Raw genomic sequence first — 19,296 nt, forward strand, 5'->3', positions numbered from 1 at the left:
CAGAAAAGGTATCATTTTTTTTGATGGATCACATGATAAATCTTTATTTTATATGATATCAGAACTTTCATACAATGGAAGGGGATGGAGGGATTATTGTGTTAATGGAAGAAAGGGTGAATAGTACTTATAAGTGGGTTATGTTAATTTTTGCGACGGTTGCTCAAACTACAGCGACACTTATAACGTATGGTGTTGGAGCGTTTGCTTTATTTTGGAAAGAAGAATATGCACTTACGAATACGGAGATTGGATTGTTAGTAAGTGTTGTAAATATAGGACCGCTATTTTGTATGCTTTTTGTCGGGCGGCTACTTGATCAATACAATGAAAAGTTGTTAATTTCGATAAGTTCATTTTTACTAGGGGGTTCGTTTTTACTGACTAATATGGTCAATGGATTTAATGGGTTACTCTTTGTACTTTTATTAGTAGGAACGTTTTATAGTGTTTCGCAGCCAGGAGGAAGTAAGGTGATAATGAAGTGGTTCTCAAAAGAAAATCGCGGGTTAGCGATGGGGATTAGACAAGCCGGTATACCGATTGGTGGTACATTAGCGGGAGTATTGATCCCGTTTCTTACAATAAAATATAATATGGCCTATGCGGTAAATAGCATTGCATGCATTTGTATAATTGGAGGGTTTTTATTTTTTATATTTTATAAGGAACCATATATTCAAGAGAAAGTTAAACAAGAACGTAGTAAACTTTCTTTTTGGATGCAGTTAAAAGAAGTGATGTGTAAAAAAGAGTTGTATGCAATTTATATAACTGGCATTTGTATGATTTCATTGCAAATGGTGTTAGTTGCACATTTTATAAAATTTTTAGTATTGGAACAATCAATCACGCTAATTTTAGCTGGAAAAGTATTTTCCGTTATGTTCTTTTCTGGAATGGTTGGTAGGGTTATATTAGCAGCTACTAGTGATTTATTTTATAAGGGGAATAGGCGTACCCCCTTATTTATAACTGTTTGTATTTCTATTTTCTTCATTCTAATATTAGTAATGAGCATACATACAATAACGAATGTATTGTATGGCGTAAGTGCATTGTTAGGGTTCTTTTCAATTGGATGGTTTAGTCTTTTTATAACTGAAGTTGCGGAATCAGCAAGTGCAGAATCGGTAGGGATGACAGTGAGTTTTGCACTTACATTAAATCAAATTGCTATTATTGTTGCGCCTGCTTTATTTGGTTATATTGTAGATAAGAAGGGATATACGTACGCGTGGTTATGCATAGTTGTATTACTAACTATTTCAGCGGTTAGCTTATATAGGAAGTATAGAAAATGAAGGAATGTTAGCAATGTAAATTTTTTATGAAGAAAGTCTAAAGAAATGTTGAATGAGCGACATTTCTTTTTTATTTGTTGTATAATCAAAATGTAAATGAGATTCGTTTTCAATTTCGTTCATTACTTCTTTTGAAATTACCTGTAATTTTAGCCATAATTAGCTGTTTTTCTTTATCGTTATTTGCATGATTTATTTTATTTAAAAATTTTTCAGCATCATTTCCTTTTAATACCATAATCTGTTTTCCGTAATATTCAATTAATAACATGTTGTTTTTTATTATCCGATAATGAAACATTTTATCATCTAAACGATTGCGTTTATCGGTATTTTTCATATTACATCTCCATTCTTTTTAGTATGTAACAAATGTTACAAAAGAATTTGAAATTATAGTGTAATGCATCCGATTGTATGTTGGAAATTTTGCAAGAAAGAAATACAATAGAGAGTAGTAAAAATTGAAAATGAGAAAAAGGAATCTAGTTTTAACAGAGTGAATATTAAATAATATTATAATATACTTGATAATTAAAAGATATAAAATAGAATGGATGTACGTTAAGTGAAACTAGATAAAAGAGGGTTCCTAGTATGTTAAAGAAATGGTTAATCGTTTTCTTTATTTTTGCTGTTTTTTGTGGAAGTGTTGTTACACTAATACATGCAAATAAAGGAAAAAAATATGATACAAAGGCATTTTCTAATGTAAATAGTAAGCAAAAAGATGTTAAGCAGGAAGTTGATGCGAATGAGAAAAAGCGTTATGAAATTGCAGCTGGAAAACTAGATCAGTACTTAAAAGATAAAGGATTTAATGGGAGTGTTCTTGTAGCAAGTAAAGATCATGTCATTTTACGAAAAGGCTACGGTTATGCGAATGTGAAAGATCAAGTATTAACAACGCCAAGAACGAAATATCGCATTGGGTCTATTACGAAAACAGTTGTTGCAATATCTATTATGCAACTAAAAGAAAAAGGGAAGTTGAACATTGAAGACAATGTAAATAAATATATCCCATCGTTTCCAGCAGATAAAAATATTACGTTACGAAACTTGTTAACACATACGTCTGGATTACCAGAACAGGGACAAGGTAGTGTTGACGCAGCATCACGGTTAAAATTAGTAACGTGGATTGGGGCACAAACGTTACAATTTCCAGCAGGGACAGGCTGGAAATATACAGATTATAATTATATGGTGCTTGCATATATTGTAGAAAAAATATCGAATAAACCACTTGCTGAATATGTGAAAGAAAATATTTTGACTCCTGTTGGAATGCATGAATCTGGAATGGGCGCAACACTCCCAGAAGATATTTTCTTAGCAGAAGGGTATACGAAAAAAGATAATAAGTTAATAGCCACGCCTCGCTTAAAAATGAACTGGCTGTATGGCTGTGGTGAAATGTATACGACTGTTGAAGATATGAAAAAGTTAGATGAAGCTATTATGGATGGTAAACTACTTTCTAAACAGAGTATATCAGATATGTTTTCTGCATCACCTGCAAGAAAATATGGATTTAGTTTCTATATTTACCCAGATTATTATCATAACCACGGTGTATTAGCTGGCTGGAACACTTTTAATAATTTTAACTGGGATAAACGAACGTTTGTCATATTATTTTCTAACGTCCAAAATGGTATGAATGATGCATTTAATCAAGAATTTAGGAAAATGGCGAATGATTTAATAGAAGGAAAGTAATTATAAAAAAATCGGTATTGATATGTAATTATCAATACCGATTTTTTTATTTTGTAAAGTTTTACTTACTGAATAAAGTGAAACTTTAATCAGCAGGGCCCACCTAACTTCTTTGCTTTCGCTGAATTTTGAGGTGGGGGTCTTACTGCCCACAAATAGCGGAATAAATATGTGAAAAAGGTGATTGGCATTTGAATAAATCTAAATAGGTCGTTAAATGCTAAGTAATGCAAAGAACAATTGGTAATTTTTACATTGATAAAAAAGCTTGAGCTTCACACTATGTGAAGCTTTACAGTATTGGAGACAAGAACAGGAGGTTGAAAAAATGAAAAAAGCAATAAAGTTTTGTTTAATAGCTACATTATCTACAACGATTATTAGTGGATGCTCTTTTGAGGGTAACAATGAAAATGTTAAAGGGAAAGAAGGAGAAAAAGTAGAGGTACAGAAAAATGCTGGGAAATATACGATGCCAGATGAAAAAGATAAACATGAAGGTACATGGCTACAATGGCCACATGAATACACATATGGTGAAGAGTATAAGCAGGAAGTTGAACCTATTTGGGTTAAGATGGCAAGTGCTTTAACTGAGGGTGAGAAAGTCCACATTGTTGCATATGACCAGGAAGAAAAAGAAAGAATCAATAACCTTTTAACAGATGAAGGGTTAAATATGGAGAAGATTGATTTCTTTATCGCGCCTACTGATGATGTATGGGCAAGGGACAGTGGACCAATTTTTGTTTATGACAGCAATAAAAATCTCAAAATATTAGATCCAGCATTTAATGGTTGGGGGAAGAAAACACCTTATAAAAATGATGCTCAAATACGTAAGAATGTGAGTAAACAATCAGGAATTGAAAGAATTGATTGGGGGAAATTTGTCCTTGAAGGCGGCGCAATTGAATTAGACAGCAATGGGACTGCGTTATTAACTCGAAGTGCGGTAACGAATAAAAATAGAAATCCTGATTTATCAGAAAAGGAAATTGAAAAATATATAAGTGATCTTGGGGTATCAAACTTTATTTGGTTAGACGGAGTACCTAATTTAGATATTACGGACTTTCATATTGATGGATTTGCTAAATTCCATAATAAATCTACCATTGTAACGATGAAAGAAGATGACCTAGCTGAATGGGGTTTATCTAATAAAGATATGGATACATTGTTAGATGCCAAAAATGCTTCAGGACAGAAATATAAGTATGAATACTTGCCGCTTAGTAAAGAAAAGGTTGCTTTAGAGAATGGAAAAATTCTCGATTATAAGGGATCGTATATCAATTATTATATTGGGAATACAGTTGTATTAGTGCCTAATTATAATGATCCGAATGATAAAATCGCAAACGATACGATTCAGAAGTTATACCCAGATCGTAAAGTAGTCGGTATTGATGTGAGAGAGTTGTATAAAAACGGTGGTATGATTCATTGTGTGACACAACAACAACCAATTGCATTGAAGTAATTAATTGTAATTTCGTTGTGCTGCTATATAGACAAAATAGGTGAAATCTTATCTTTACCTATTTTGTCGTTCCTTATTATTTGTAAAAATAAAATTTAAATATAATGATAATCGAATTATAGTGTATGTTCGCTTTTCGTTTTATATGGTAAAGGAGAAAAATGTTTGTGTTAAAGAATTTTAAAATAGTGTTTTCGTATTTCCCTATCATTTTACAGTACATTTTAAATGTAGCTTTAATTTGCTTAGGAGTTGTTCTAAGTGTGTTTCTTATGAAAGAAGTCATTCAGTTTATACAAGAACTGAAATTGGATGGTAATGAATCTAGTTATCATTTAATTGATAGTATCGTCGTATTCTTTTTGTACTTTGAATTCATCGTAATGATTATAAAGTATTTTCAAATGAATTTTCATTTTCCATTACGATATTTTATATATATAGGTATAACAGCTATTGTGCGTCTCATCATTATAGATCACGATAGTCCGTTAGATTTATTGTTATATGCCTGTGCAATCTTTGTATTAATTAGTGCGTTGTTCATTGCGAATTCTAAAATGATGCGTCGGGATTTAGAATAGTGAACATTTGTTGTTGAATTAAATAAGATATTTTATCTTTTTGCAAAAAAGGAGTAACGGTATTGAAAGAAATAATCTTAACCAGCCTCATAATGATAGGGTTTATGATTCTATTATTTAATTGTATACTTTCGTGATTTAAAAGAATAAAAGGTTAATAGAGAAAGAGGTTTTTGTAAATATGGTTCATTACAATAATCAAAATAGTTTACATCAAATATTTACATTAAAAGGGACAATTATAAGAGATATTTTCCCACAAATCGTATTATATACGTGTATTTCAACGATAGTAGCTGTAATTAATTATTACTATACAGAAATAAATATAAATCAGACTCCTTGGGTAATCGTCGGAGGAGCTTTAGGATTACTATTAGTGTTTCGTACGAATACTGCCTATGATCGGTACTGGGAAGGTAGAAAGCTCTTTGGCACGATTGGTGCTTGTACTAGAAATTTAGCAATTAGTTTTTTATGTCATTGGGATTCTAAAGGGAAGAGTATGGAGCAGGAAAAAATAAAATTTTTACATTTATTAATTGCATTTCCAAAGTTAGCGAAAGGACACTTGAGAGAGGAAAAAGATCTATCTGAAGTGAAATCATTGCTTGCTGTCTGTTCTGAGAAGGAAAAAGCATTTTTGGTTGAGTCCAATCATTTACCGATTAGTATAGTTTTTATGTTGAAAACTATACTATCAAAAGGTTTGAAAACGGGGCAAATTCATCCAAATGCGATAATTAGTATGGAAACAGATTTGAATACGTTACTTACATCTGTGGGTGGATGTGATCGTATCAAAACAACACCTATTCCTTTTGCATATTTTGCTCATATAAAAATTTTATTGATTATATTTTGTGCGACTTTACCGATTGGTCTTGTTGATAGTCTCGGATGGTTTACAGTACTTGCGACTACGTTTATAAGTTTTGCATTCATAGGTATTGAAGCAATAGGGGTTGAAATTGAAGATCCCTTTGGTCAGGATCCAAATGATCTTCCGCTAGAAGGAATTTGTATAGGAGTAGAAGCACATTTAGTGAATTTATATAATCAAAACGATCTATTAGAAGTAATGGGTTTGAATCTTGATAAAAAAATCATTTAATCATTTATTGTTGTTTTAAAATAGGTTATTTAAAAAACTTGTCAAGAGTCAATTTAAGGCTTAACGTCAGCTTTATATTTTTTATATAAATATATAATATTTCTCCATGCTATAATCCATTCATGAAATATACGCGGTTCATGAGTTGTAATGAAAAGAGAAATGAATTGAGGAATAGTTGGCTTTGTGAAATCAGTTATGTAACTACTATTAAAAAGCGAGGTAAATAATATGGAACAAAAACATAATGGGATTATTTTTACTGCAATACCAGACGAATCGAATGAATATTATCAACCATTTTATGAAGACTTGATTTACTTTAATGAATGTTTAAATGAAAAGAAATCAATTGCAGATCAACTTATATCTTTATCTGTTGAAGAACAAGACTTTCATACGAGCTGTTTTGAGTATGATGATATTTGGCTAAGAGATGTTGCACCGGTTGTCACAAATCATCTAGTTAAATTTAAATATCGACCAAATTATTTGCCAGATGATCAAGGGCGATATTTAGATCAACAGTTTAATAAATGGTTGAAAAAGAATGACTTTGAATATGTGAAATCCCCATTAATATTAGATGGTGGTAATCTTATTTGGAATAAAAAAGATACCGTAATATTAACAGAACGTATATTTGATGATAACGATGATTGGACAGAAGAGGAAATTATTGAGCAGTTAGAATGGGATTTAGATGTGAGTCGAGTTATTATTATTCCTGCTGAAGAAGGGGATGTACTAGCACACGCAGACGGAATGGTTAAATTTATTGATGAACATACAATGTTTATTAGTGATTTTTTAGGGGATCATGAATTTAGATATAGTGTTCAAGAGATTATTCAAGAACAAATGCCAGAAGCTCAATTTATAGTTGTTCCTTCATCATATACAGAGAAAGGACAATATGATCAAGAGATAGCATCGGCAAAAGGGTTGTATATAAATATGTTAGAATCATGTGATGCTCTTTATGTTCCTAAGTTTGGACTAGCTAAAGATGAGGAAGTTTTACGATATATTCAACAGTATACGGAGAAGCAAGTTATTCAAATTCATGTAGGAGAAATATCAACAATGGGAGGCGCAATGAATTGTTTAACGTGGTATTGTCCAAGCCATTTGTTACCTTCAAAAATGAGAAGATTAAAAAATCAGAATGAAGATTTTTCAATGAAGAAGATTTTTGATTGGTTTTAATAAATAAGTAATGAAAAGAAAATCTATTCAAGGAGTATTGATATGTATACCATCGCTGAGTTTTCTCGGATTTGTAAAATGAGTACGCGGATGTTAAGACATTATGACAAAGAGGAGATATTAAAACCGGCATATGTGAATCCGGTTAATGGGTATAGGTATTATGAACAAGGGCAGCTAGAAGTAGCGTTGAAAATCAAAAAGTTAAGGGAGTATAAATTTCCTCTTCCAAAAATTAAAATTGTTTTGCAGTCATCAGATCAAGATTCGTTTGTTCAACATATACAATCACAAATTATCGAGTTGTCTCATGAAGTGAAGCAAAATTTACAGGTTATTTCAGAAATGAATGAAATGGTAAAGGTGAATAGTAGTCTAAATATTGCTCGTCATAGAAATTACGATATATTAATGGGAATGAGGAATGAAGTAACGATAATTACTCAAAGAGTAAAAATAGATATAGATGATATGGATGACTATTTTTATGACTTATATGAAGAGGTACAAAAAAATAATTTTCAAATAGTCGGTTCACCATCTGCAGTCTTTTATGATGAAGAATATATTCCAAGTAACAGTGATATTGAGTTAAGAATTCCGGTTATGCAGGGGAATGATGAAGACGTAGCACAAGAGTATGAAATGAAACAACTAAGTCCACATCATATCGTTACTACTATGCATTATGGAAGTTACGACTATATAGGTTACGCTTATATAGCGTTAGAAGAATGGATTGAAAGAAATGGGTATGTGATAATTAATTCGCCATATGAGGTTTATATAAAGGGACCTGAATGTGATTGTTTAGCAGAAGAGTATGTGACACAAATTTGTTTTTTAGTTACGAAAATAGAATGAGAATAAGGATTGACATTAACATTATGTCAATCCTTATTCTATGTATGAAAGCAATTTATCATAATAAAAAGGAGAGAGAATATGAGAAGAACAATCATGATTATTTGTCTGATTCTAAGTATGGTATGGATTTCCGCATGTACTTCTGGAGTAGGAGAAGGTGAGAGTGGTAGCGCTGTTCTACCTAATCAGCTACCTAAAAATGTAGTGTTTAAAAATGGTACAATCTATACTTCAAATGAAAAGCAAGACATCGTAGAGGCTGTAGCCGTTAAAGAGGGGAAAATTACATTTGTTGGTTCAAACAAGGATGTAGAGGAATTTATAAATGAAGATACGAAAGTGGTGGATTTACAAGGACGTTTTATCCTCCCTGGTTTTGTGGACAATCATAATCATATATTTGAAGCAAAATCACCAGCAGCAGGAAATTGTAGTGTCTCACCAGATGCTTCGCTACAAAAACAACGCTCGTATTTAAAGGCTTGTAAAAAAGGTGTGAAAGATGGCGAATGGATAAGTGGAACGGGATTTAGTTTGGAAGAGCTGTTAAAAGATATGGATGAAAAATCAGAACATCAAACCCCATTACAAGTTCTTGATGAGTTCTTTCCTAATAATCCAGTATTAATTATGGAAAGAACCTCTCACTCTGTATGGGTTAATTCAAAAGCACTGGAGTTAGCTGGAATAAATAGAGATACGAAGGATCCACAAGGTGGAAGGATTATTCGGGATTCCGAGACAGGAGAACCGTTTGGGATTCTTTATGATACAGCAGGAGATATCGTGATGGAAAAAGCATGGAACTCTCAACCAAATCTGTTTGAAAAAAATTATGAAGGTTTATTAGACGGTTTAGATGAGGTTGCAAAGAATGGTATTACTACAGTTGGTGATGGACGTCTTTATTGGAAGCGAGGCTGGTTAGACGTTTGGAATAAAGTAAATGACGAAAAAAAGCTAACGTCACGCGTAGTACTTCGACCATGGGTATATCCAAATTTAAATGAAGCAGAACAAATGGAGTATTTCAAAAAAATTAAGCGTGATGATGTGTCATCCCGTATGCTTATTAATCAAGTGAAAATGTATAGTGATGGAATTAGTATTAATAGCACTGCTAAAACACTAGAAAAATATAAATTTGAATGGTTTACAGGAACTCCGTATGGGTTGAACTATATTCCAGAAGAAAAAATGAAATGGTGGTTAACCGAATTAAATAAAATTGGTTACGGTGCACTTATTCATACAATTGGAGATGGTGGGGTAAGAGAGAGTTTAAATGCGATTGAAGCAGCGAAAAAAGAAGGCGCAAACCAGCCTTATACACTTACGCATGTGGAAATGGTAGAAGATAGTGATATAGATCGTTTTGCTAAGTTAGGTATTAGCGCTGATTTTCAAGTAGGTCATGATTTTGCGGAAGATCCAAAACAAAGCTGGGCAAGTACGTATTTTACAAATCAGCAAATGAAACGAATTATGCCGTTAGGGCGAATTTGGAAAACCGGTGCGAATGTATCACTTAGTAGTGATTGGGATGTAAACGAACTGAATCCACTTGTGACGATTTCAAATGCATTAAGCATTGATGAAAAGGGCTTGTCTGATGTATACGCAGCTATTGATGCCTATACAATTAAGTCAGCTAAAGCGCTAGGTCTTGATAACATTACAGGTTCGATTGAAGTAGGCAAATCAGCTGATATGGTATTACTAAATGAAGATATTACTAAAATGAGTGCCGATAAGATTCCGAATGCGAAAGTTTTAGTGACGGTTTTACAAGGAGAAGTAGTGTATCACAAGGAGAAATAAAGAGTCACCTTATAAAGTTGCTACAAGTAAATGAAGATATTCCTGTTGACCTTAACACGATGTCAAAGTATAGACTGTACGTACATTCATATAAGGGGTGAACACGTATGAGAAATATAGAAAATAGTTTGTTTTATATGCCTGCGGAATGGGAGAAGCATGAAGGTACATGGCTCCAATGGCCACATGATAAAACACATAGAGGTGAAGGTTACAGAGCTAAGTTAGATGATATTTGGACATCGATGGCAAAGGAGCTTCATTATGGAGAAAATGTCTATATTGTTGTATGTGATGAAGAAGAAAAAATACATGTCCAATCGAAGTTAATGGAAGCTAATGTAAATATGGATAAAATTGATTTCTTAATTCAAGAAACTGATGATATTTGGATAAGAGATAACGGACCAATCTTTGTAACGGATAAGGAAGGGAATCGCTGCCTAACGCACTGGATATTTAATGGTTGGGGAAATAAATATCCGTACGAAAAAGACGCTAATATTCCGAATAAAATAAGTGAAATGTATCGCATTCCAAAAGTTGAATCTAGTGTCTGTCTAGAGGGCGGGGGAATTGAGATAAACGGAAACGGGACCTTAATGGCGGCGAAAACGTCTATTATAAATGAAAATCGAAATCCCACACTAAGTCAGAAAGAAATTGAAATGGAGTTAACGAAATATTTAGGAGTAACGAATTTTATATGGATAACTGGTATACGCGGAGAAGATAATTATGATGAAGATACGGATTATCATATTGATGGCGCGGCACGGTTTGTAAATGAAAATACGATACTGTATGAATATGATCCTTTCGATGAAGGAGAGCCATACCTTTTGGAGGCATACGAAAAGCATTATCAAGAATTGCGGCAAGCGAAAAATATAGATGGAAAGCCATTTCAGCTCATTCCAGTACCAGTAACAAGACAAGTGGTAAAAGAAGCAGATTGTAAAGGATCGTACTTGAACTTTTACATTGGTAATGAAGTCGTATTGGTACCTATATACGGTGATGAACATGATAAATTAGGGTTTCAAATCATTGAAGGTCAATTTCCAGGGAGAAGAATTGTCGGTATATATGTTAACGAATTGTATGCATACGGTGGCATGATTCACTGTGTGACGCAGCAGCATATAAAATAATTCAAATAAAAAGCATGCAGAGCATATACTCTGCATGCTTTTTATAATGCTGAAAACTCCTCAACAAGTTGAGTGAATTGTTTCAATGCACTTTCAATTGGTTCTGGCGTTGTTAAATCGACGCCAGCTTTTTTCAATAGGTTTAGTGGGTAATCAGAACTTCCACCTTTCAGGAATTCAATATAATTTTTCTGAGCATTCGGATCACCGCTTAATAGTTTATCAGCGATTTGAATGGCAGATGCGAATCCAGTTGCATATTTGTATACGTAAAACGGGCGGTAGAAATGAGGGATTCTAGCCCATCCGTATTTTACTTCTTCATCAAATACAAGTGAATCACCGTTATATTCTTTAAATAGCTTTTCATAAATTTCACTGAATACTTGAGCATTTAATGGTTTACCTTGTTCAGCCATTTCATGTGTGATTTTTTCAAATTCTGCAAACATGATTTGTGTAAAGAAAGTGCCTTTAAATTTCTCAATAAAATGGTTAACTAAATGGTTACGTACGTTCGTTTCTTTTGCTTCTTTTAATAAATAGTGAATTAATAACACTTCATTTACTGTTGAAGCGACTTCTGCGACAAAGATAGAATAATGTGCAGAAATTCTTGGTTGGTATCCATGTGAATAGTGCGTATGCATACCGTGTCCGCATTCATGAGTAAGAGTGAACAGGCTGTTTAAATCATCGTGATGATTTAAAAGAATGAAAGGGTGAACACCATATACACCAAAGTTATAAGCACCAGAACGTTTTCCTGGTGTTTCCCTTACGTCTATATATCGTTTATCTTTAAAACTTTTTAATGTTTCAATATATTCTTCTCCTAAAGGAGCTAGTGATGCGATCATAATGTCAAATGCTTCACTATATGGGATGTCTTGTTTTGCACCTTCTACTAAATCGACGCCTAAGTCGTATTGTCTTAGTTCATCTACGTTTAATTTTTCTTTTCGAATTTCATTGTATGTATGTAATGTTTGAATGTTTTTTTTCGTTGTATCAATTAGGTTTTCATATACTTCTTTCGGAACCATATCGCCAAATAATGATTTCTCTAGCGCTGATGGATAGTTTCTTAGCTTCGAAACAGTAACATTATTTTTAATAGCAGCGGATAAAGTAGATGCGATGGAATTCTTTAACTGAACATATGGTTTGTAATATGCTTTATAAGCTTCTTTACGCTTTTCACGATTCGTATCTTCTATTAACTTTGCATACATTCCGCGTGTTAAGCTCACTTTTTCTCCATCGTCAGTCGTCACTTCACCAAATAATATATCTGCATTGTTTAACATACCAAATGTGTGCTGTGGAGAAGAAAGAGCTTCACCCATCTGTGATAAAATTGCTTCTTGGTCCTTATTCAATACGTGTTTTTTATAACGATATAATTCAAATAAGTCTTCTTTATAATATTGTAAGCCTTCTGTTTCTTCTATGTAAGAATGTAATGTGCTTTCGTCTATGCTAAGTAAGAAGGGGGAAAAGAAAGATTTCGCCCCACTTACTTTCACGTGTAATTGTGATACTTTATCGACAAGAGATTGCGCGTCAGTATCGCGTGTATCAAGGTCAGATTGTAATCGTGCATAAGCGAACATTAAAGATATTATGCTAGAAATTTCTTCACTCTTCGTTAAATAAGCTAATAAACTATTGCCATCGTGAATATTGCCATTAAACTCGTGTAATTCCTTCGTTAATACTTCAATTTTATGCAAATCACTTTCCCAATCTTCAATTGTATGGTAAATGTCTGTTAAATCCCATTTTTCTATATCAGCTACTTGTAATCGATCTTTAAGTTCTGTCATAATCATTTCCTTTCTAAACATGTAGTTATATTTCTATATAACTATGAAATACAACAAATTGCAAAAAATCCCTGCTGAAAATTGAAAAGCCTTGCTAAAATAACAAGGCTTACATACTTATAGTGTAATTCCGAATTGTGAATGTAAAAGGTTTGTATATTGCATGTCTGTAACGGTTTCTTTCGTTTTTTTACCATTTTTCGCTACTGTAAGGCTATCTTTCGTTAAAGAGGCATGCCCATCTTCAGTTAGTTTTACAATAAGAGGTACTTTATTAAAGGGTGATCCTTCATGTTCAACGATAATTTTTTGTGCTGTATTTGTTTTTTCTTCATCCACTTCTTCTATATAAAATGCATAGCCTAACGTCCAATCATCAGCAGAAGATTGATCCAAGAACTCATTGTTTTTCCGCATCTCTAAAATGTAGTTTCCCTTTTCGGTCATTTCTTTACGAATACGATAATCTCCTGTAACAGAGTGAATGACTTCACCTGAGAAAGGGACAGGGGCAAGAGGTAAGTATGATCCGAATCCTACTTCAATTAAATAAAGTTCATTATGATGTGTTAAAACGGTTGCGATATGGCCAGAATCAACAGCCCATATGGAGTTTGCAGCGTTATAAACTGTTCCTGAAACGAGATGAACATCGAATCCAGAATCTTTCAGGAAGTAATACATAGTAGGATTGAGTTCATAACAAAGACCGCCACGGTTATTTACTAAAATTTTCTCTTTCAAATTTTCTTTTGATATTTCTTTAAAATTCTTTTCGAGAATATTTAAGTTTTCAAAAGGAACAGTTTGTGCCATTGCGTACATAATGTTAGATAAATCTTCAAATGAAACTGTGTCTTTTTCTTCTATATATAATCGAGCGAAAAATTGTTTTTGAAAGTCTGTCATAGAAATCCCTCCGTTATGTTTTTATAGATAAATTGTAAACAATCTTGAATAGGATGTGAAATTAAAACTACGTTGAATATTTGAAGTGAGATTAAAAATAATGTGGGAGAGTGAGAGATTGCTACTTTACTAAAGGTGGAACGAATATTATAATAATTCTGATAAACTATGCAAGCGTTTTCTTGGAAGGGGATGGTCTACAGATGTTTAAAAGAATAACAATAGTCGGATTGTCAGTTGTTTTGTTTTTAACTGGTATATATGGGGAGAGTAAGGCATATGCAGATACAGTTAACAATGGAACGTTAATGCAGTATTTTGAGTGGTACGCTCCGAATGATGGGAATCATTGGAATCGTTTGCGTACTGATGCTGAAAATTTAGCGCAAAAAGGAATTACATCTGTTTGGATACCACCTGCATATAAAGGAACTACGCAAAATGACGTAGGATATGGAGCGTATGATTTATATGATTTGGGGGAATTCAATCAAAAGGGAACAGTGCGGACGAAATATGGGACGAAAGCACAATTGAAATCTGCAATTGACGCTTTACATAAGAAAAACATCGATGTATACGGTGATGTAGTTATGAATCATAAAGGTGGGGCTGATTATACGGAAACAGTCACAGCAGTTGAAGTAGACCCGAGCAATCGAAATGTTGAAGTATCAGGTGATTATGAAATTAGTGCGTGGACAGGCTTTAACTTTCCAGGGCGTGGAGATTCTTATTCTAATTTCAAATGGAAATGGTATCATTTTGACGGAACAGATTGGGATGAAGGAAAGAAATTAAACCGAATTTATAAATTTAGGGGCATAGGTAAAGCATGGGACTGGGAAGTGTCTAGCGAGAATGGGAATTATGATTATTTGATGTACGCGGATCTTGATTTTGATCATCCAGATGTTGCGAATGAAATGAAAAAATGGGGAACGTGGTATGCGAAGGAATTAAATTTAGATGGCTTTCGTTTAGATGCTGTTAAACATATTGATCATGAATATTTGCGCGATTGGGTAAATCATGTTAGACAGCAAACGGGGAAAGAAATGTTTACAGTAGCTGAATATTGGCAAAATGATATCCAGACTTTAAATAATTATTTAGCGAAGGTCAATTATAATCAATCTGTGTTCGATGCACCGCTGCATTATAATTTTCATTATGCTTCAACAGGAAATGGGAATTATGATATGAGAAATATTTTAAAAGGAACGGTAGTTGCGAATCATCCTACACTTGCGGTTACTCTAGTTGAAAATCATGATTCACAGCCTGGTCAGTCATTGGAATCTGTAGTGAGCCCTTGGTTCAAACCGTTGGCATATGCATTTATTTTAACGCGTGCAGAGGGATATCCTTCTGTTTTCTATGGTGATTACTATGGTACAAAAGGAAATAGTAACTATGAAATTCCAGCGTTAAAGGACAAAATTGATCCGATTTTGACGGCACGAAAAAACTTTGCATATGGTACGCAGCGGGATTATTTTGATCATCCAGATGTAATTGGCTGGACAAGAGAAGGTGATAGTATACATGCTAATTCTGGTTTAGCAACATTAATCTCTGATGGACCAGGAGGGACAAAGTGGATGGATGTCGGAAAGGATAACGCAGGGGAAGTATGGTACGATATTACGGGTAATCAAACAAATACTGTAACAATTAATAAGGACGGTTGGGGGCAGTTCCAAGTAAGTGGAGGATCAGTTTCCATATATGTTCAGCAGTAATTTGGTGATGAAAAAGGAGAGGTAGACTGAAATATAAGTTTTCCTCTTCTTTTTATATTGTTATCCTTCCTAAATCTTTATGTTTATAAATGAACTAGTCGGCTTTTGAAACACCAAGAGATGCATTGGAATAAATAATGTCATCTTATTCGTACTCGAGGAACATCTCCTTACTGTGATTGCTATAGAACTAAATATTAGTATGTTTTTAATGTGATTTTAATAGATATTATATTTGCTTTACGATAAAATTATTATAATGCAAAATTACACTATTATTATAAAATGATAGTTAATGGGTATTTTTATACTTGTGGTTATTAGTGTTTTCTAAAGCAAGATGATGAGTTTTTATTATTCAAGTTAGCGAAGACAGTTTGATGTAGCGCTTATTAGAAGAAGTTCTTTATATAAATCGTAATTTAAAATCCATGGGTACATTTCTGTATAGGTGGTAGTAGCAAAAGGAGAGGCAATATGAAAAGAACAATAATGAAATATAGCATAATGTTTAGTTTATTACTATTAACATCATGTGATATATCGGATGAAGAAATTGAACAAAAAGCACAAAGTTATACAAAATCGGAGTATGGTATGGCTGTTAAATTAAACGGAGTTGAAACTCTGGATAACGGAAAGGACTTCCTTGGTCCAAAGGGGCGGATAGTTACTGTGCAGCAAGTCGATGAACCGCACTTGCAATTTCAACTGTACTTCGAGGGGCAAATCTCTCCAGAAGTAAATAATGATAACTATGAAAAGAAAAAGGAAGTAAATAATTTACAAGGAAGATTTAATACATATTATGGAGAGAAAGGGAATAACAATATACTTACTTTTGATCAAATGCAGACTGGGGATAATGTTTCCGATAAAAATACTGAGGAACAAATAGCGAAGAAAAATTTGCAACAGTATTATACGGCAGTTTTTAAAAGTAATACTGTTTTAGATGTAAATAGTTCTGTACATATGGAAACATTAGCGGGGGTTGCAAGAAGTATTCAGGAATTTAATAAAACGATTGAAAATAGTAAAAGTAATGTAGAAGATATAACGATTCAGTTGCCAAATATTAATAAGAATGTACTACAAAATATTCCTGTAGATTATATAGTAACGGCTGAAGATGCGAAAAAGACCCTTGAGAAAAAGGTTGATTATATGAACATTTTACAGTCTGCAAGGAAATAGTTTGACACCTTTACTTCTTACAAAACATATAGTATGATGATTTCAATAAATTAGATTTCAATGACTATAATATAAATTAATGAGAGGTGCTTTTTGTGAGTGCGGTAGGTATTAAATAGGAAAAATTTAATGAAATAAATCGGATAAGACCAGGGGATTTTTATGTACACCATACCCCTAATTTTGTCATGCATTTATTTCAAAACCTATGAAGATACCTACAATACTTTATAAAGCGTGTAATAAGGGACTGCCATCTATTTTTTATGGCTTATTTCCTCATATGTTATTACACATGCCTTGTAAATGTAAAAGCTGCGGTATCCCCCGCAGCTTTTTTGTATATGTTTTTATTGTATAATTATGGAATTTTATATATGGCTCATTGGAATCTAATGAGTAGGTATCTTCATTTATGATAAAAATCAATCATAGTGAGGAGAAACAAAATGAATACGATGACTTTTGAAAAGTTACAATATAACGAATTAAAGGATATAGTGAAATCTTATTGTGTAAGTGGATTAGGTAAGGAATTATTAAACAAATTAAGGCCGAGTACGAGTATAAAAGTAGTGAGAAATCGCTTGAATGAAACGACAGAAGCACGAGCTATATTAGATGCAGAAGGGCATGTTCCTTTCTTCGGCATTTCTAATATTGCTAGTACAATTCAAAAATTAGAAAAAGGGATGATTTTAGATCCAGAAGAATTAGTAAGTGTTTCAGACTTTTTACGTGGGTGTAGAAAGATTAAAAAGTTTATGTTAGATAAAGAATTTTTTGCACCAGTATTAGCTTCTTATGCAAATTCAATGACTGAATATAAAAGTATTGAAGAGGAAATTAACTTTTCAATTAAAGGAAATAGTATTGATGTAGCTGCAAGTAAAGAGTTAAAACGAATTCGAAATAATATCGATTCTGTAGATGGGAAAATAAAAGAACGTTTAACGAAGTTTTTAAATAGTAGTGCAAATAAGAAATTCATTCAGGAATTCTTTATTAGTAAAAAGGATGACCGTTATACGATTCCAATTAAATCTTCCTATAAAAATCAAGTTGCTGGAAGTATTATTGAAGCCTCGGCAAAAGGTTCTACTGTATTTATAGAACCGCATACGGTTACGAAATTGAATGCAGAATTAGCAGGTTTGAAAGCAGAAGAAGCGGTTGAAGAGTATCAGATTTTAGCGACTTTATCAGGAATGGTGTTAGAAAACATTTATAGTATAAAGATTAACATGGAGCTAATTAGTCAGTATGATATGGTATTTGCGAAAGCGAAGTTTAGTAAATCGATTGATGGAATAGAACCGAAGTTAAACGATCATGGCTACATTCATTTAGTGAATTGTAAGCATCCGCTTTTAACAGGGCAAGTTGTACCGTTACATTTTAAAATTGGTCAAGAGTATCGTAGTTTAATTATTACAGGGCCGAATGCGGGCGGAAAGACAATTGTGTTAAAAACGATTGGATTGTTAACATTAGCTACAATGTCAGGTCTTCATATTGCAGGAGATAAAGGTACAGAAATCGCTATTTTCGAAAATGTATTCGTAGATATTGGTGATAATCAAAGTATTGAAAATGCACTAAGTACATTTTCGTCTCATATGAAAAATCTTTCTGAGATTATGAGGATGTCAAATAATAATACGTTACTTTTATTTGATGAAATAGGGAGCGGTACAGAACCAAATGAAGGTGCAGCACTTGCAATTTCTATTTTAGAAGAGTTGTACTTTGCGGGATGTATTACCGTTGCGAGTACGCATTACGGAGAAATTAAACGATTCTCAGAAATGCATGATGACTTTATGAATGCAGCGATGCAGTTTAATAGTGAAACGCTAGAGCCGCTTTATAAATTAGTTATCGGAAAATCAGGAGAAAGTAATGCACTTTGGATTGCGAATAAAATGAGCGTAAAAGAACATGTACTGAAAAGAGCGAAAGAGTATATGGGAAATAAAGAGTACGCTTTAGAAAAAGTGAATGAAAGTAAAATTAGAAAACCGAAATTTGTACAAGAAAAAAGAGAATCTCATTATGAGTACAAAATCGGCGATCGTGTTAATTTATTGGATCATGATGATTTTGGTATCATCTATAAGGAAAAAGATAATTTTTATAACGTTGTTGTATATTATAACGGTGAATTCGTTGAAGTAAATGTAAAACGTATTACTTTAGAAGTAGCAGCGAAGGAGTTATATCCAGAAGGATACGATTTAAATACACTATTTGTTGATTATAAAGAAAGAAAAATGCAACACGATATTGAGCGCGGATCGAAAAAAGCACTGCGTAAAATTCAAAAAGAAATAAGAAATAAGAAATAAGAAA

Annotated in this window: 15 protein-coding genes; 12 read left to right on the forward strand and 3 right to left on the reverse strand. The window is 33.0% G+C overall.

Features of this window, described 5'->3' with window-relative positions; translation table 11 throughout:
- The first annotated feature begins 74 nt into the window (after positions 1 to 74).
- Positions 75 to 1,304, forward strand: a complete 1,230-nt coding sequence (locus ACQRBL_RS16395) for an MFS transporter (RefSeq protein ID WP_141538376.1) — start codon at positions 75 to 77, stop codon at positions 1,302 to 1,304.
- Positions 1,305 to 1,413: 109 nt separating this feature from the next.
- Here the strand turns inward: ACQRBL_RS16395 and ACQRBL_RS16400 are convergent, their stop codons facing one another.
- Positions 1,414 to 1,644, reverse strand: coding sequence for a hypothetical protein (locus tag ACQRBL_RS16400; protein WP_023522633.1), 231 nt, complete (start codon positions 1,642 to 1,644; stop codon positions 1,414 to 1,416).
- 257 nt (positions 1,645 to 1,901) lie between these two features.
- On the opposite strand from ACQRBL_RS16400, the gene ACQRBL_RS16405 reads away from it, so the two are divergent.
- From ACQRBL_RS16405 to ACQRBL_RS16440, 8 genes are all read left to right on the forward strand, one after another.
- A complete protein-coding gene (locus tag ACQRBL_RS16405) occupies positions 1,902 to 3,029 on the forward strand; it encodes a serine hydrolase domain-containing protein (protein ID WP_000915205.1) in 1,128 nt (375 codons plus the stop codon).
- A 328-nt stretch (positions 3,030 to 3,357) separates the two neighbouring features.
- Complete coding sequence (locus ACQRBL_RS16410; protein ID WP_411995875.1) at positions 3,358 to 4,515, forward strand: agmatine deiminase family protein; 1,158 nt, start codon at positions 3,358 to 3,360, stop codon at positions 4,513 to 4,515.
- A 167-nt stretch (positions 4,516 to 4,682) separates the two neighbouring features.
- Positions 4,683 to 5,099, forward strand: a complete 417-nt coding sequence (psiE, locus tag ACQRBL_RS16415; RefSeq protein WP_411995876.1) for a phosphate-starvation-inducible protein PsiE — start codon at positions 4,683 to 4,685, stop codon at positions 5,097 to 5,099.
- 181 nt (positions 5,100 to 5,280) lie between these two features.
- Positions 5,281 to 6,213 (forward strand): bestrophin family protein, encoded by a 933-nt coding sequence (locus tag ACQRBL_RS16420; protein ID WP_000233822.1) that lies wholly within the window; start codon positions 5,281 to 5,283, stop codon positions 6,211 to 6,213.
- A gap of 231 nt (positions 6,214 to 6,444) precedes the next feature.
- Positions 6,445 to 7,422 (forward strand): agmatine deiminase family protein, encoded by a 978-nt coding sequence (locus ACQRBL_RS16425; RefSeq protein WP_023522631.1) that lies wholly within the window; start codon positions 6,445 to 6,447, stop codon positions 7,420 to 7,422.
- 42 nt (positions 7,423 to 7,464) lie between these two features.
- Positions 7,465 to 8,286, forward strand: coding sequence for a MerR family transcriptional regulator (locus tag ACQRBL_RS16430; RefSeq protein ID WP_043924690.1), 822 nt, complete (start codon positions 7,465 to 7,467; stop codon positions 8,284 to 8,286).
- An 81-nt stretch (positions 8,287 to 8,367) separates the two neighbouring features.
- A complete protein-coding gene (locus ACQRBL_RS16435; RefSeq protein WP_411995877.1) occupies positions 8,368 to 10,110 on the forward strand; it encodes an amidohydrolase in 1,743 nt (580 codons plus the stop codon).
- A gap of 107 nt (positions 10,111 to 10,217) precedes the next feature.
- The gene (locus ACQRBL_RS16440; RefSeq protein WP_023522628.1) at positions 10,218 to 11,264 is read left to right on the forward strand and encodes an agmatine deiminase family protein; all 1,047 of its coding nucleotides are present in this window, start codon (positions 10,218 to 10,220) and stop codon (positions 11,262 to 11,264) included.
- Positions 11,265 to 11,305: 41 nt separating this feature from the next.
- On the opposite strand, the gene pepF is transcribed toward ACQRBL_RS16440, so the two are convergent.
- Both pepF and ACQRBL_RS16450 read right to left on the reverse strand, forming a co-directional pair.
- On the reverse strand, positions 11,306 to 13,093 hold the full coding sequence (gene pepF, locus ACQRBL_RS16445; RefSeq protein ID WP_411995878.1) for an oligoendopeptidase F: 1,788 nt from the start codon (positions 13,091 to 13,093) through the stop codon (positions 11,306 to 11,308).
- A gap of 117 nt (positions 13,094 to 13,210) precedes the next feature.
- Complete coding sequence (locus ACQRBL_RS16450) at positions 13,211 to 14,002, reverse strand: arylamine N-acetyltransferase family protein (RefSeq protein ID WP_078994406.1); 792 nt, start codon at positions 14,000 to 14,002, stop codon at positions 13,211 to 13,213.
- A 203-nt stretch (positions 14,003 to 14,205) separates the two neighbouring features.
- Here ACQRBL_RS16450 and amyS point away from each other — a divergent pair, with 203 nt between their 5' ends.
- The 3 genes from amyS to ACQRBL_RS16465 all read left to right on the forward strand — a co-directional run bounded on the left by amyS (position 14,206) and on the right by ACQRBL_RS16465 (position 19,292).
- Entirely contained in the window at positions 14,206 to 15,747 is a 1,542-nt protein-coding gene (gene amyS, locus ACQRBL_RS16455; RefSeq protein WP_411995879.1) for an alpha-amylase, read from the forward strand.
- Positions 15,748 to 16,224: 477 nt separating this feature from the next.
- Entirely contained in the window at positions 16,225 to 16,944 is a 720-nt protein-coding gene (locus ACQRBL_RS16460) for a hypothetical protein (protein WP_109737418.1), read from the forward strand.
- Between the two features lie 449 nt (positions 16,945 to 17,393).
- A complete protein-coding gene (locus ACQRBL_RS16465; RefSeq protein WP_411995880.1) occupies positions 17,394 to 19,292 on the forward strand; it encodes an endonuclease MutS2 in 1,899 nt (632 codons plus the stop codon).
- Positions 19,293 to 19,296 lie beyond the last annotated feature (4 nt).

It is taken from the genome of Bacillus sp. AF62 (assembly GCF_050312695.1).
In the GTDB taxonomy this organism is placed as follows: domain Bacteria; phylum Bacillota; class Bacilli; order Bacillales; family Bacillaceae_G; genus Bacillus_A; species Bacillus_A cereus.